Genomic DNA, 14,799 nt, shown 5'->3' with positions numbered 1-14,799 from the left:
CGGATGGAGAACAACCTCGTAACAATCAGCTATTTTCCGTTCAAGGAAACAAAACTCGTTGCCGAAGGGAGCAGTCGGCCCTTCCGCACCACGGGACGTGTGGTCGCGCGGCCACCGGACGCGTAGGAATTTCCGGAACGAACCCCGGGTTGTACGCGGCGGCAAGGAAGCAGAGACGGGATGGGGCACGTGCGACACTTCGATCTGATCATCATCGGCACCGGTTCGGGTAACGCGATCCTCGACGAACGATTCGCCGACTGGGATGTCGCGGTCGTGGAGAAGGGTGTCGGAAGCGACTCGTCCTACGGCGGTACCTGCCTGAACGTGGGGTGCATACCGACGAAGATGTTCGTGCACACCGCCGATGTCGCGAACTCCCCGGCCGCCGGGGAACGGCTGGGAGTCGGAGTACGGCTCGACGAGGTGCGGTGGCGCGAGATCAGGGACCGTGTGTTCGGCAGGATCGACACGATCGCCGAAAGCGGAAAGCGGTTCCGCAGGGACGAGAACCCCAACGTGACGCTTTACGAGGGCACCGCACGGTTCACCGCGGCACGGGAGCTCCGGGTGGAGACGGCCGAAGGGCCGACCACGATCAGCGCCGACCGGGTGGTGATCGCCGCGGGAGGCCGCCCGGTGATCCCGGAGGTCCCGGGCATCGAGGACGTCGAGTACCACACCAGTGACAGTGTGATGCGTCTGGAAAGCCTTCCGGAAAGCATGATCATCATGGGCACGGGTTTCATCGGGGCGGAGTTCGCGCACATCTTCTCCGCGCTGGGCGTGCGCGTGACCATGGTCGGCCGTTCCGGACGGGTGCTGCGTGGCGAGGACGACGACATCTCGGCACGGTTCACCGAGCTGGCCGCACGGCAGTGGGACCTGCGGTTGAACCGGCGCGAGATCGAGGTGAGCGGTTCCGAGGAGGGTGTGCGGCTCCGGCTGGACGGTCCGGAAGGGGCCGAGACCCTCGAAGCACGGACGCTGCTGGTGGCCACGGGGCGTCGCCCCAACTCGGACCTGCTCGACACCGCCGCGGCGGGAATCGAGACCGCCGAGGACGGAAAAGTCAAAGTGGACAGCACGCAGCGCACCACCGTCGAGGGGGTGTGGGCGCTGGGCGACGTCAGCAGCGAGTACGAACTCAAGCACGTCGCCAACCACGAGGAGCGGGTGGTACAGCACAATCTGCTGCACCCGGACACACCGATCGAGTCGGATCACCGCTTCGTCCCGCACGCGGTGTTCTCCGAACCACAGATCGCCTCGGTGGGACTCACCGAGCAGCGGGCCGCCGAGCACGGCATCCGCTACGTCACCGCCACACAGGACTACGGCGGTATCGCCTACGGATGGGCGATGGAGGACACCACCGGCTTCGCCAAACTGCTCGCCGACCCCGCGACCGGGAAGCTGCTCGGCGCACACATCATCGGGCCGCAGGCACCCACCGTGATCCAACCGCTCATTCAGGCCATGGAGTTCGGCATCGACGCGCGTTCCATGGCTCGCGGCCAGTACTGGATCCACCCCGCTATGCCCGAGCTGGTGGAGAACGCGCTGCTCGGCCTGCCCCTGGACTGACCGGGCGGACACGAGAGCGGGCAAGGATCGGCCCGGTGAGCACCGCGGTGCTCACCGGGCCGATCCGCTTCCACTGCTCGAACGGTTCCCGCACCCGTTCCCGCCGGAGACCCCGGACCGTTCACAACGGGAATCCCGGACGGGAACCGGATCAGAGGGTGCGGGGACGCCCGGCGAACGCACCGAGGACGGCCTGCGCCGTGAGCACCCCTATCAACACCACCAGCGACGCCGACCAGCTCGCGGTGACGTCGTGCAGCATTCCGAACAGGAAGGGGCCGGTGGAGGCGATCAGGTAACCGATGCTCTGCGCCATTCCGGACAGCCTGCCCGTGTCGGCCGCACTGCTGGTGCGCAGCGATATGAGCACCAGTGCCAGCGGGAACGCGCTCATTCCCACACCGATCAACAGCGCCCAGAGCAGCGGCGCGCTCATCGGAGCGAACAGCACCCCCAGGAAGCCGCTGATGGCCGTGGCCGCCAGGCAGACCGTCCAGACCGACTGACCGTTGGTCCTCGTGACCAGGGGTGGCAGCACCATGCTGATCGGAACACCGATCAGCAGCACCAGGCCCAGCAGCCCTCCGGCGGCACCGGCACCGGCACCCGCGGATTTGAACACCTCGGGAAGCCAGCCCATGACCACGTAGGCCACCAGCGACTGCATCGCGAAATAACCGGTAACCGACCAGGCCAGCGGGCTGCGCAGCAACGATCCCCCCTCCGCCGTCGACTCAGCTCGCTGCCGGGCCGCCGCTCCCGAATCGGGAGCGCGACCACTGCCCGCCGAGTTCCAGACGACGAAGGCGGCCAGGGCCAGCACCGCCCAAGTGGCCAGTGCCAGGCGCCAACCACCCAGCTCGGCACGTAACCAGGGAGTGAAGGCGGACCCCACGGAGCCGCCCGCGGCCATCGCGGTGGTGTAGAGGCCGGTGGCCATCCCCACCCGCGTGGGGAACGACTCCTTGACCACCACCGGGATGAGGACGTTGCACATCGCGATAGCGGCGCAGGCGACCACGGTGCCTGCGAGGACGGTGATCGTGCCCCCCACAACTCGCAGCAGCATCGCCGTGGTCAGCACGCCCAGGGCGACACCGACGACGCCCCGCCTCCCCCAGCGACGCGCCAACAGCGGTGCGGCTATGCCCGCCGCCCCGAAGCACAGCGTCGGCACCGAGGTGAGCGCGCTGGCCCAGACGGTACTGGCACCGAGCGCGTCACGTACCCCGCCGAGTATCGAGGAGAGGCTGGTCACCGCGGGGCGCATGTTCGCCGCGGCGAGCGCGACCCCGAGCAGCAGCAGCCCACCACCCGCGGCCGCGTTCCGGTCGGGAAGGCCGTTGATCTCGGGGGTACTTTCGTTGGCTTGCGAACTCGTATCATTCCGGGCCTCGTCCGCCCCGGAACTGGCATCCTGGACGATCAACCGATCGGGAACGGTTTCGGTACGCGACTCGGAAGACATCGCGTACTAGTATCGCAAACGTAGGATGTTTGGATGAAAGGACCTCGCTGTGCCCTTGGTCACGACAACGAGGACCGGTTTGGTGGACCAGGTCATCGCCCAGATGCGTGAGTTAGTCGCATCAGGCGAGTGGCCTCTCGGGCAACGGATCCCACCGGAGGCGGAACTCGTCAACGCGCTCGGCGTCGGGCGCAACACGGTCCGCGAAGCGGTGCGGGCCCTGGCTCACGCGGGCCTGCTGGAGGTCCGGCAGGGAGACGGCACGTTCGTACGCGCCACGAGCGAGCTGTCGGGAGCCGTCAGCCGGTTGTGCGACACCGAACTCCGGCAGGTTCTGGAGGTACGGCGCGCCCTGGAAGTGGAAAGCGCCCGGTTGGCGGCGAACGCCCGGACCGAAGCCGACGTCGCTGATCTGGAGATCGCGCTGCGGGAACGGGACACCGCCCTCGCCGAACGCGACTCGGAGCGGGTCGTGCACACCGACAGCCGCTTCCACCTGCGGCTGGTGGAGGCCTCGCACAACCCGGTGCTGATCCAGCTCTACCAGGGCATCAGCGAAGCGGTGCTCTCCAGCGTGGCCACCACCTTCGACCCCGAGGTCCCTCCGGAACGCGACGTCTCCCACACCGAACTGCTCGAAGCCGTACGCGACGGTCATCCCGAACGGGCCGCGGCCGAGGCGGGCGGCTTCCTCGACGAACTACTCGCCGAGTTCACCTCGGGGGAGGAGCACGACACCGCCTGAAAAACAACGCGGAGGTCATCAACACCGGGAACGCACCCGGTCAGGGCGAGACCAGACCGCTGGAGACGCGCGGTAGACCGGCGGGGACACCACGGTCGAGCAGCCGAAGCAACGTGTCGGTGTCCAGGTGGTGCTCCACCATGTCCCCGAGCAGGTCCAGCTGACCACGGCGCAGCTCTGCGAACGAGGTGTCCGCGGCGACGCGGAAACCCGTCCTTCCGGCGATCCGGGCGGCGCGTTCCAGGAAGTCGCGGCGGAACGCGTCGTTCTCGAACAAGCCGTGCCAGTGCGTGCCCGCGACGGAGCCGTGCAGCGCTCCTTCCCCGTTACCGTCGGGGAGCAGAACCAGCGGATCGGTCTCGGGAGGGCGCCGCACCCTGCCGTGGTGAATCTCGTAACCGGAGACCGGCTGCCGCAGCGCGATGCCGGTGGGATTGCCCAACGTCTTGGCCGTCTCGAACGCTATCTCCATGTCCAGCAGTCCGAGAGCGTCGATCTCCGCACCGGACTCGACGTGATCGACGATCCGCTTCCCCAGCATCTGGAACCCACCGCAGATCCCCAGCACCGGCAGGCCCGCGGCGGCGTGTTCGAGAACCGCCTCGGCCAGTCCGGTTCGTCGGAGCCAGTCGAGATCGGCGACCGTGGACTTGGAGCCGGGAAGCACCACCAGATCGGCGTCCGCGATCCGGGAGGGCTCCGTCACGAACCGCACCGAGACACCGGGCTCGGCCGCCAGCGCCTCGACGTCGGTGGCATTGGACACGCGCGGCAGTCGCGGCACGGCCACGCGCAACCACTGCTCGCCCACCGGTGGGGCGGGGCGACCGACCACACCGTCAGCCACGTACGACAGCGAGTCCTCCGCGTCCAGCCAGAGCTCCTCCGACCACGGCAGCACACCGTGCACGGTTCGACCAGTGAGTTCGCCGAGCTCCCGCAACCCCGGGGTGAGCAGCTCGGGTTCACCGCGGAACTTGTTGACCACGAACCCGGAAACGAGCGCCTGGTCGGCCGGATCCAGCAGCGCGAGCGTGCCGAACAGCTGCGCGAACACCCCACCCCGGTCGATGTCGCCGACCACCAGCACGGGCAGCTCGGCGGCACGAGCGAGTCCCATGTTGGCGATGTCCTGGGCACGCAGGTTGATCTCGGCCGGTGAGCCGGCCCCCTCACAGATCACGTAGTCGTACTCGGAGCGCAGTTCGGAAAGCGTAGCGGTAACCGTGTGCAGCAGCTCGGCCTTGCGCTCGCGATAGGACAGCGCGGTGGCCTCCCCGGCCACCCGCCCCAGCACCACGACCTGGGAAGTGCGATCACTGCCCGGCTTCAGCAGCACCGGATTGAACCGGACGTCGGATTCGACACCGGCGGCCATAGCCTGTACTGCCTGCGCACGTCCGATCTCGCCGCCCGAGGTGGTGACGACGGAGTTGTTGGACATGTTCTGCGCCTTGAAGGGCGCCACCCGGGCACCGCGACGCGACAACCAACGGCAGAGCGCGGCCACGAGCACGCTCTTGCCCGCGTCGGAGGTCGTCCCGGCAACCAGCAGTGAATTCACGTCGGATTTCATACACCACGGCCACGTCCTCGCAGGCCCACCCACCACGTGGAAGTGCCCTCGCTCACACCCCGTGCCATCGAGCGACACGGGGGGCGTGCCCAACGTGAGCGCGCCCCGGCCGGGCATCCGCGTTCCTTCCGGAGCGCTCAGGGACGCGTGAGGATCTCGTTGCCGTCCTCGGTGATCAGAATGGTGTGCTCGAACTGCGCGGTCCAGCTCTTGTCACTGGTCGTAACCGTCCAGCCGTCGTCCCAGACGTCGTACTCGTGAGTCCCGAGCGTGATCATCGGTTCGATGGTGAACGTCATGCCGGGTTCGATAACCGTCTGTACCGATGGTTCGTCGTAGTGCAGCACCACGAGGCCGCTGTGGAACGAGCGACCGATGCCGTGTCCGGTGAAGTCCCGCACGACTCCGTAGCCGAAACGCTTGGCGTAGGACTCGATGACTCGTCCGATCACGTTCAGCTGCCGCCCCGGCTGCGCCGCACGGATCGCGCGCATCGTGGCCTCGTGGGTGCGTTCCACGAGCAACCGGGCCTGTTCGGAGACCTCGCCCGCGAGGAACGTCGCGTTGTTGTCACCGTGCACACCGCCGATGTATCCGGTCACGTCGACGTTGACGATGTCCCCGTCCTCGATCACCGTGGAATCGGGTATCCCGTGGCAGATCACCTCGTTCAACGAGGTGCAGCACGACTTCGGAAACCCGCGGTAACCGAGGGTGGACGGGTAGACCCCGTTGTCGACGAAGAACTCGTGCACCACGGCGTCGACGTCGTCGGTGGTCACACCGGGACGGATCGCCTTGCCCGCCTCCTCCAGCGCCTGGGCCGCGAGCTTGCCCGCGACACGCATGGCATCGATCACTTCGGGAGGCTGCACGTCGGGATCGGTATTGCGCCGCGGTGCCGGTTTGTCGACGTACTCGGGACGCTCGATACCGGACGGCACCGGACGGCGGGGGGTTTGCTGTCCTGGTTGCAGCGGGCTTCGTACGGGCATGTCCTCACTCTAGAACGTCGGCACCACGCGAAACCGCCCGCAGTCGAGCACGTGGCCCCGAAATGACCAACCACACAGCGCCGCGCCGAAAGCGGAAAGGACGACTCCGCCCGACCCGTCACGTCATACCGGGTGCGTCGTTGCCCGGCGAAACGGTCACCAGGCCGACGCGTTCGGCGGCACGCAGCATCACCGGGTCGTAGGAGACGAACGCGTGCAGTCCGTCCCGCGCCTGACAGGCGGAGGCCAGTTGAATGGCCTCCGTGGAACTCAGCGGCGAGTCGAATCCGCTCGCGGTGTCGAGCACGTCCTGCCCGACGGGTAGTTGTTCGATCTTCGACACCACGATCGAGGCAAGGTCCTCGGCCGCGGGACCCGCCGTACGAAAGCTACGGAGTATGTCGACCCTGGAGACCGCACTGGTGGCACGTGGCTGTTCCCAGTTGCTCCGGATCCACACGCTGAGCGCGTTGCTCTCCGGTTCCGCGGCGATCAGTTTCTGCAGGGCCGAAGAATCGAAGTAGATCACATCCACTCCCGTCCACGGTGATCTCGCACCGCACCCGGAACGGCACGGTGCGCGACAACCTAACACACCGGGATCAGCCGACCCCGTCGAGAAACTTCTTCGAGACCCGAACCGCCCGCTCCGAGGTCCCGGCGTCGGTCACCAGCACCGCGAACGACAGATCCCCCCGGTACCCGGTGAACCAACCGTGCGCCCGACTGCCGTCGCCGAACTGTGCGGTCCCCGTCTTACCCGCCACCTCGCCGAGGCCGGACAACTCGGTGGCGGTCCCGGAACGCACGACCTCCCGCATCATCTCGCGGAGTTTCCGCAACGCCTGCTCGGAGGGGGCGCGTTTCGCCTGCTCGTTCACTCGCGTCTCGGCTGATTCGAGCAGTTTGGGAGTGGGCATGGAGCCGTGGGCCACCGAGGCGCTGGCCAGCGCCATCCCGAACGGGCTGGTGAGCACCTTGCCCTGGCCGATGCCGTTGACCGCACGCGTCACCTCCTCCTCGGAGGAGGGCACTTCTCCCGTCAGGGTGGTCATGCCGGGGATCGCGAAGTCGGCGCCGATTCCCAGTTTCTCGGCGGCCGTCGGCAACGCCGAGGCGGGCAACCGGGAGGCCAGTCCGGCGAAGGTGGTGTTGCAGGACTCGGCGAAGGCCTTCTTCATGGTCACGCGGCCGAGGTCGAAATGATGCGCGTTGGGCAGTGTCTTGCCGTTGAAGGTCCGCTCCGCGGGACAACCGAGCTTCGTCCCGATGTCGGCCTCGCCGGCTTCGAGAGTCGCCAGAGCGGTCGCCATCTTGAAGGTGGACCCCGGCGGGTACTGCCCCGTCAGCGCCAGTGCGCCCTTGTCGTCGGCGGACTCGTTCTGCGCGACCGCCAGCACCCCGCCGCTGGAGGGGCGCATCGCCACGATCATGGCGGGCTTGTCGATCGGGTCGACCGCGTTCTCGGCGGCACGCTGCACCTTGTCGCTGAGTGTGGTCCGGAGCGCCTCGGTAGGCTCGGGTTCGGCCCGGTGCAGCGTTTTCAGCTCCGCGCCGGAGGAGTTCGCCGTGAAGACGCGCCAGCCGTCGCTGCCGTTCAACCGGTCCTTCCTGCTCTCGGAGATGGCGGGCAGCACCTGGGAGGCGTAGCCCTGTTCCGAGGCCACCAGGGCGGTCCTGTCCGGGAACCGGACGCCTGGTAACTCGTATATCGCGGACTTAACCCGCCGGTAGTCGGACAGGCGCAGTGTGACCACGGTGTAGGCCTGGTTCTCGGGGGTGTCCTTGGCGCCCTCGACTATTCCCCGCGCGGTGACCGTGGGTGCCACCGGTTCCAGACCCCGCGCCAGTGACCCGGCTACCTCGGAGAGGTTGTCCACCTCCTTGCGCACCACGGTGACGCGGATCAGTCGTTGGGGCCCCATCAGACGGGTACCGTCTCGCCCCAGGACCGGCGCGGGAGTGGCGGGATCCAGCTGGTAGCGCAGGCTCTGCCCCGAACCGAGCTCGGGATGCACCACGGAGGGCCGCCAGTGGACCTTCCAGGAGTCGTCGCTCTCGCGCAGCTCGAGTTCACCGTCGTAGTTCCAGACCCGGTCGGAGCCGAACTGCCACGAAACGTGGAACTTCGCGGTGGTGGGACTGCCACCGTCCCCGGAGTCGACCCCGGTGACGGAGGCCTCGACCTTCTCCGGCGAGAGATTCCGCCTGGTCTCGCCCAGGAACTCTCGAGCGGTTTCCGGTGCGTCGGTGCGGCGGGCAGCCGCCGCGTTGTCGCCTGCGGCGAAGTCACGCAGATAGGCGGCCGCCGCGTCCTCGGCCGAGGGTCCGGAGTCGAACACGCCGCAGGAAGCCAGCGGCAGGGTAACGAGCAGTCCCGTCAGAGCACTGAGAGCACGAGCTGTACGCACAGATCGCAGTATGCCGAAGAATCGTCCAGGTGTCGTGCGTGCTGTGTTGCGCAGAACGCACCAAGGCACGACCGAGGTCGCTGAACAGGGGGAAATGTCCACCGAACGCATTACAGCGAGTAGGAAGTGTTTCGATTCACAATCACCTCGCCGTCATGCCCGGGCTCGGGTCTCGCCACGGCTAGAGCCGAGCGGGATGTTCCGCCGAGCGAACACGGGAGAGAACCGGGGGTAGCAGAGCTCTACTAGAGCAGTACGGTGCTGAACGTTCCGGCCCGCCGGAATCCGATCTTTCGGTAGGCCGCTCTGGCGGCGATGTTGAAATCGTTGACGTAAAGGCTCGCCCTGCGCCCCATCCGGCGGACCAGGTGGTCGGCGACGGCCGCCGTACCGGCGGCCCCCAGCCCACTGCCACGCCGATCGGGGCGTACCCAGACCCCCTGGATCTGACCGACGGTCCCGGAGATCGCACCGATCTCCGCCTTGAAGACCACCTGGCCGTCCTCGAACCGGGCGAACGCGCGTCCACTGGCTATCAGGTCGGCCATTCGCGCGCGGTAACCCACGGCACCACCGTTGCGGCGGGGATCCACGCCGACCTCCTCGACGAACATGGACACCGCCGCGGGCAGGTAGCTGTCGAGTTCCTCGGAACGGACCTGGCGCACCGCGGGGTCCACCCATCCCGCGGGAGGTTCGGACAACGCCAGCAACGGCTGCTCGGGACGCACCTCTCTGGCGGGTCCCCAGTTGGCGGACAACTCGGACCACAGTGACATGACCTGCCTGGCGGGTCCGACGAGCGAGGAACACACCCGCCTGCGTCGAGCCGCGCGATCGGCGAAAGCGCGCATCGCGTCCCTGCCCCCGCGCAGCGGTATGAGATTGGCACCGGAGTAGCAGAGCCCCTCGAAGCCGCTGCCGAATCCCCACAGCTCGCCACTCAGATAGACCGGGTCGATCTCGGCGGCCTCGATTCGGGAAAGCACCATGCAGGCGGCCACGGGATCCGATTCGAGCAGGGAACGAACGCTTGCCAAGTCCCGTCCCTGTAACAACCGCGCACCCGCGAGCTTGAGCACTGCTCAAGCGTGCCAGAAACCCGTGGGACAACGCCGCACGAGACATCCCGGAAGTGAGGTATTCCGCACCGAGATCACCCGATCGAAGGAGTTTTTCGAGCGGGAACGCCGTCATGACCAGGGAATCCCGCCGGAAGGACCCTCTAAGGGGCGAGTCGGAACGGCCCGCCGACGACGGGCCGCCCGCTGCAGCGATAACCGGACAGCGGATGCCGCACCGGTCAACCGACGGTGACGGTCGGCGACTCGTCGGAGCTCTGCTCCATGCCCTCCGCCAGGCGTCCGGCTTCTTCGATGAGGGTTTCCACGATCTGGCTCTCGGGCACGGTCTTGATCACCTCGCCCTTGACGAAGATCTGCCCCTTGCCGTTACCCGAGGCCACCCCGAGATCGGCCTCGCGGGCCTCGCCCGGCCCGTTGACCACGCAACCCATCACCGCCACCCGCAGCGGCACCTCCATGCCCTCCAGGCCGGCGGTGACCTCGTCGGCGAGCTTGTAAACATCGACCTGCGCCCGCCCACACGACGGGCAGGACACGATCTCCAACTTGCGCGGCCGCAGATTCAACGACTGCAGAATCTGGGTACCCACCTTGATCTCCTCCACCGGCGGGGCCGACAACGACACACGGATCGTGTCCCCGATGCCCTGCCGCAGCAGCGAACCGAAAGCCACCGCCGACTTGATCGTGCCCTGAAAAGCCGGACCCGCCTCGGTCACCCCCAGATGCAACGGGTAGTCACACCGCTCGGCGAGGATCTCATAAGCCCGCACCATCACCACCGGATCGTTGTGCTTGACCGAGATCTTGACGTCGTGAAAATCGTGCTCGGCGAACAACCCGGCCTCCCACAACGCCGACTCCGCCAGCGCCTCGGGCACGGCCTTGCCGTACTTCTCCATCATGCGCGGATCCAGCGAACCCGCGTTGACCCCGATACGGATCGGCGTGCCGGTGTCCTTGGCCGCCCGGGAGATCTCCTTGACCTGATCATCGAACTTGCGGATGTTGCCCGGATTGACCCGAACCCCCGCACAGCCCGCCTCGATCGCCGCGAACACGTACTTCGGCTGGAAATGAATATCAGCGATCACCGGAATCTGCGACTTCCGCGCGATGACCGGCAACGCCTCGGCATCATCAGAGGTCGGACACGCCACACGCACGATGTCACACCCCGACGCGGTCAACTCCGCGATCTGCTGCAACGTCCCGTTGATATCGGTGGTGTTCGTCGTCGTCATCGTCTGCACCGAAACCGGATGATCACTACCAACACCGACCGGCCCGACCTGTAACTGGCGGGTTTTACGCCGTTCCGCGAGTACCGGTTCGGGATTGGCGGGCATACCCAGATCGACGGTCATCGCGTCTTCTCCACCTTCGCAATGCGGATCGAATTGTCGGTCCCGCGACATGACGGGAACCTCGGGGTGACGGGGCCCGGCGGGTGAGAGGCACCGGACCGCCACCCACGATACCGGCACGCACCACGACTCGAACGGGAAGTCACCTTTCGAGTGATGCCCGTCTTCTTAGCAGGCCTTTCGAGTGAGTTTAATAACACTGTGTGTGACACTGCGGGGCCTTCGGAACGCTGCTCCCCGGGGAGCCTCAAGTGAGCGTGACCGGGTTGACCACGTCCGCGACCAACACCAGCAGCGAGTACGCGATGAACACGATGCTGATCCCGTAGGCCAGCGGCATCAGCTTGGCCGTGTCGAACGGGCCCGGATCGGGCCTGCGGGTCAGCTTCGCGAAGTTGCGCCGCAGCGCCTCCCAGAACGCTCCAGCGATGTGCCCACCGTCCAACGGCAGCAGGGGCAGCATGTTGATCAGGAACAACGAGAGGTTCACACCCGCCAACAGCTGCACCATCATGATCAACCGGGCACTGACGGAGAGCTCGTCGTAGGAGAGCACCTCACCGCCCAGCCGACTCGCGCCGACCACACCAACCGGGGAGTCCTCCGCTCGCTCCTGCCCACCGATGGCGGCCACCAGATCAGGTACCTTGCTGGGCAGCTCCACGACCTTCTGCGCGGTCGCGCCGATCATGGTGCCGATCCGGGTGACGACCTGACCGAAGTTCTGCCGCACCAGGTGATCGGTGGGGACCACCCCGAGGAAACCGACCTCGACCAAGCCCTCCGCCTCACCCAGTCTCGGCTGGGGATTCTGCATGAGCTCGGGGCGGAGCGTGAGCCTCTCCCCGTCCCGCTCGACGAGCACGGTCGCGGTGCCGGAGGCATCGCGGATCGAGTTGCGCAGCTCCGACCACGACTCGACCCACTGACCGTTGAACCGGATGATCTCGTCACCGGGCCGGAAACCCGCGGCCGCCGCGGGTGACTTCGGCGCGTCCGGAGGACACTCCTCCGTGCTCTGGTCGGCGGGCACCACGCACTCGCTGACGGAGCGAATCGTGGTGGTGGGCTCCGCGATCCCGTAGCCCATCAGCACCGAGGTGAAGATGCCGATGGCCAGGATCAGGTTCATGAACGGCCCCGCGGCCATCACGATGATCCGCTTCCAGGGTTTGCGCTGGTAGAACTGCCGGTGGGAGTCCTCGGGCCGGACCTCCTCGGCCACGGCCTGCCTGGCGTCCTCGACCATGGCCCGCCACGGTGCGGAGGAAGCCGTGCGCCCGTACTCCTCGTCCCGCTTCGGCGGGAACATGCCGATCATCCGGATGAAGCCGCCGAACGGAACGGCCTTGACGCCGTACTCCGTCTCCTTGCCCTGCCGGGAGAACAGCGTGCGGCCGAACCCGACCATGTACTGGGTCACCTTGACGCCGAACATCTTCGCCGTCGCGAGGTGGCCCAACTCGTGCCAAGCGATCGAGAACAACAGCCCGAGGAAGAAAATCAGGATGCCCAGCACGACAAGCATCAATGCGCTCTTTCCATACCGGCGAGTTCGCGGGCTCTGCGGCGGGCCCACTCCTCGGCTTCGAACACCTCGTCCACGCTGGCCGGCTCGGCGCACCAGGCGTCGGCCCCTGCCAGTACCTCCTCCACAGTGTGCACGATGCTGGTGAAACGACTGTTACCGGCGACGAACGCGGCCACTGCCTCCTCGTTCGCGGCGTTGTAGATCGCGGGCAGGCATCCGCCCCGCCCACCGGCCTCCCGAGCCAGTCGAACCGCGGGAAAGGCCGTGTCGTCGAGCGGTTCGAAGGTCCACGAGGCCGCCTGTTCGAACGTCAGCCGTGGGGTGACTCCGCCTATCCGGTCGGGCCAGCCCAGGCCGAGCGCGATCGGCAGCCGCATGTCGGGCGTGCTGGCCTGCGCGATGGTGGCGCCGTCGACGTAGGTGACCATCGAGTGCACGATCGACTGCGGATGCACCACGACGTCGATGCGCTCGTACTCCACGCCGAACAGCAGGTGGGCCTCGATCAGTTCCAGACTCTTGTTCACCATCGTCGCCGAGTTGATGGTCACGACCGTCCCCATGGACCACGTGGGGTGTGCGAGCGCCTGCTCGACGCTCACCTCGTGCAACGCCTCGCGGCCGTAACCCCGGAACGGCCCACCGGAGGCGGTCAGCACGAGCCGTTCCACCTCCTCGTCCCGACCGGCCCACAGGCACTGCGCCAGCGCGGAGTGCTCGGAGTCCACCGGGACGATCTGCCCGGGGGAAGCGGCCCTCGTGACCAGCGGTCCCCCCGCGACCAGCGACTCCTTGTTCGCCAGCGCCAACCGCGAGCCGACGTGCAGAGCGGCGAGCGTGGGACGCAGCCCCCGCGAACCGTCCATGCCGTTGAGGACCACATCGGCCTCGGTCTCGCGCACCAGATCCGTGGCGGCGTCCGGTCCGGCCAACAGCCGTGGCAGCCGGAAACGGCCGGTCGAGTAGCCGAGCCGCTGCGCCTCGGCGTAGAGCGCGAGCTGCACGTCCTCCACAGCCGTGGCCCGGGCCACGGCCACGACCTCCACCCCGAGTTCGAGGGCCTGCGCGGCCAGCGCCGCGGGATCGTTGCCACCGGCGGCCAGACCGACCACCCGGAACCGCTCGGGGGCCTGGCGGATGACTTCCAACGCCTGGGTACCGATGGAGCCGGTGGACCCCAGCAGCGTGACGGTGTGCACCGTGTCGCGTTCCTCGCGCCGGGCGCGCGTATCCGGTTGGGCGGAGACCATCGGGGTCATTGTCACCCATCGGCGACGTCACACGTCATCGCGGTCGCGTTCGGCGGAACCGAGTGGCCGTCGAACCGGCCCGGACCGACTGGGAGCAAGGAACGATCGGGAGCCAGAAGTGACCGGTCACACTGCCGACAACACTGCGGCGGCCACCGCCCGGCGGTGTGCGAGGATGGTCGGCATCGGCGGTCCTCGTGCCGTGCGGCAGTTCGATCCGCTACGAAGCCGTGTACCGCCCCGTGCCGACGATTCGGCGTCCGCGACTCCGAGGCCGCGGGTCGCGACGGTTACAGGAGGAGAACGTGGCAAGCACGGAGCTGGAACAAACCCAGAGCGAACGGACACCGACCCAGGCGATCGATCCTGCCGAAGAGCCCTCGGTGGAATGGGGCTGGCACGGATCGTTCCCGAAGGGCATCCAGATCGCGGGCTGGTTCTCCACCTTCGCGATGGTGATGATGCTCATCGGCAACCACCAGGGACTCCTCAGTGGTGGTGGCCGCCCCATCAGCGCGGACATCTGGCTGATCGTGATCGCGCTGGGAATGGCGATCGCGCTGATCTACGACCTGCGCAGGCGCCGCACCTCGTGGCGACGCTGAATCTCGTGACGATGCCGACACGCCCTCCGGGCGGTGGGCCGCGTCGCCGAGTTTCGGGCGAGGAGCTCTCCGGCGTCGCGTAGGCGCACTACGCGACGCCGCTCCCACGGCTGCTCACTGATGTCTTCCCGTCGTGCTGTCGATGTGCGCGGGTCTCCCCGGAGCCGGAGATCCTCGAA

General features: G+C 67.4%; 12 protein-coding genes. 3 read left to right on the top strand and 9 right to left on the bottom strand.

What is annotated here, in order from left to right:
- Positions 1 to 189: 189 nt before the first annotated feature.
- Positions 190 to 1,587 (top strand): mycothione reductase, encoded by a 1,398-nt coding sequence (locus J2S53_RS01300; RefSeq protein WP_456242664.1) that lies wholly within the window; start codon positions 190 to 192, stop codon positions 1,585 to 1,587.
- Positions 1,588 to 1,738: 151 nt separating this feature from the next.
- Here the strand turns inward: J2S53_RS01300 and J2S53_RS01295 are convergent, their stop codons facing one another.
- The gene (locus tag J2S53_RS01295) at positions 1,739 to 3,055 is read right to left on the bottom strand and encodes a CynX/NimT family MFS transporter (RefSeq protein ID WP_456239393.1); all 1,317 of its coding nucleotides are present in this window, start codon (positions 3,053 to 3,055) and stop codon (positions 1,739 to 1,741) included.
- Between the two features lie 49 nt (positions 3,056 to 3,104).
- On the opposite strand from J2S53_RS01295, the gene J2S53_RS01290 reads away from it, so the two are divergent.
- Positions 3,105 to 3,800 (top strand): FadR/GntR family transcriptional regulator, encoded by a 696-nt coding sequence (locus tag J2S53_RS01290; protein ID WP_165400583.1) that lies wholly within the window; start codon positions 3,105 to 3,107, stop codon positions 3,798 to 3,800.
- Positions 3,801 to 3,840: 40 nt separating this feature from the next.
- Here J2S53_RS01290 and J2S53_RS01285 read toward each other — a convergent pair whose 3' ends face one another.
- The 8 genes from J2S53_RS01285 to dxr form a co-directional block, all read right to left on the bottom strand.
- Complete coding sequence (locus J2S53_RS01285) at positions 3,841 to 5,364, bottom strand: cobyric acid synthase (RefSeq protein ID WP_456239392.1); 1,524 nt, start codon at positions 5,362 to 5,364, stop codon at positions 3,841 to 3,843.
- A 149-nt stretch (positions 5,365 to 5,513) separates the two neighbouring features.
- Positions 5,514 to 6,371: a type I methionyl aminopeptidase gene (gene map / locus J2S53_RS01280; RefSeq protein WP_092977754.1), complete on the bottom strand. Its 858-nt coding sequence runs from the start codon at positions 6,369 to 6,371 to the stop codon at positions 5,514 to 5,516.
- 118 nt (positions 6,372 to 6,489) lie between these two features.
- A complete protein-coding gene (locus J2S53_RS01275) occupies positions 6,490 to 6,900 on the bottom strand; it encodes a type II toxin-antitoxin system VapC family toxin (protein WP_092977898.1) in 411 nt (136 codons plus the stop codon).
- Positions 6,901 to 6,973: 73 nt separating this feature from the next.
- A complete protein-coding gene (locus J2S53_RS01270) occupies positions 6,974 to 8,782 on the bottom strand; it encodes a penicillin-binding transpeptidase domain-containing protein (protein ID WP_456239391.1) in 1,809 nt (602 codons plus the stop codon).
- Between the two features lie 245 nt (positions 8,783 to 9,027).
- On the bottom strand, positions 9,028 to 9,864 hold the full coding sequence (locus J2S53_RS01265; RefSeq protein ID WP_456239390.1) for a GNAT family N-acetyltransferase: 837 nt from the start codon (positions 9,862 to 9,864) through the stop codon (positions 9,028 to 9,030).
- A 221-nt stretch (positions 9,865 to 10,085) separates the two neighbouring features.
- Positions 10,086 to 11,234 carry a flavodoxin-dependent (E)-4-hydroxy-3-methylbut-2-enyl-diphosphate synthase gene (gene ispG, locus J2S53_RS01260; RefSeq protein ID WP_456239389.1) on the bottom strand — a complete coding sequence of 383 codons (1,149 nt, stop codon included), beginning with the start codon at positions 11,232 to 11,234 and terminating at the stop codon, positions 10,086 to 10,088.
- A gap of 247 nt (positions 11,235 to 11,481) precedes the next feature.
- On the bottom strand, positions 11,482 to 12,762 hold the full coding sequence (locus J2S53_RS01255; RefSeq protein ID WP_456239388.1) for a M50 family metallopeptidase: 1,281 nt from the start codon (positions 12,760 to 12,762) through the stop codon (positions 11,482 to 11,484).
- A complete protein-coding gene (gene dxr / locus J2S53_RS01250; protein WP_456239387.1) occupies positions 12,762 to 14,015 on the bottom strand; it encodes a 1-deoxy-D-xylulose-5-phosphate reductoisomerase in 1,254 nt (417 codons plus the stop codon). The genes J2S53_RS01255 and dxr overlap by 1 nt, the downstream gene beginning before the upstream one ends.
- Before the next feature lie 305 nt (positions 14,016 to 14,320).
- On the opposite strand from dxr, the gene J2S53_RS01245 reads away from it, so the two are divergent.
- A complete protein-coding gene (locus J2S53_RS01245) occupies positions 14,321 to 14,620 on the top strand; it encodes a DUF2631 domain-containing protein (protein WP_092981310.1) in 300 nt (99 codons plus the stop codon).
- Positions 14,621 to 14,799 lie beyond the last annotated feature (179 nt).

Origin of the sequence: Actinopolyspora lacussalsi (assembly GCA_030803735.1) — a bacterium.
Classification (GTDB): Bacteria; Actinomycetota; Actinomycetes; order Mycobacteriales; family Pseudonocardiaceae; genus Actinopolyspora; species Actinopolyspora lacussalsi.
This window is presented reverse-complemented; position numbering and strand designations above follow the sequence as displayed.

Coding starts and splice junctions, on each gene's coding strand:
- J2S53_RS01295 (WP_456239393.1), bottom strand. CDS start 3,055: ATGTCTTCCGAGTCGCGTACCGAAACCGTTCCCGATCGGTTGATCGTC.
- map (WP_092977754.1), bottom strand. CDS start 6,371: ATGCCCGTACGAAGCCCGCTGCAACCAGGACAGCAAACCCCCCGCCGT.
- ispG (WP_456239389.1), bottom strand. CDS start 11,234: ATGACCGTCGATCTGGGTATGCCCGCCAATCCCGAACCGGTACTCGCG.
- J2S53_RS01255 (WP_456239388.1), bottom strand. CDS start 12,762: ATGCTTGTCGTGCTGGGCATCCTGATTTTCTTCCTCGGGCTGTTGTTC.
- dxr (WP_456239387.1), bottom strand. CDS start 14,015: ATGGTCTCCGCCCAACCGGATACGCGCGCCCGGCGCGAGGAACGCGAC.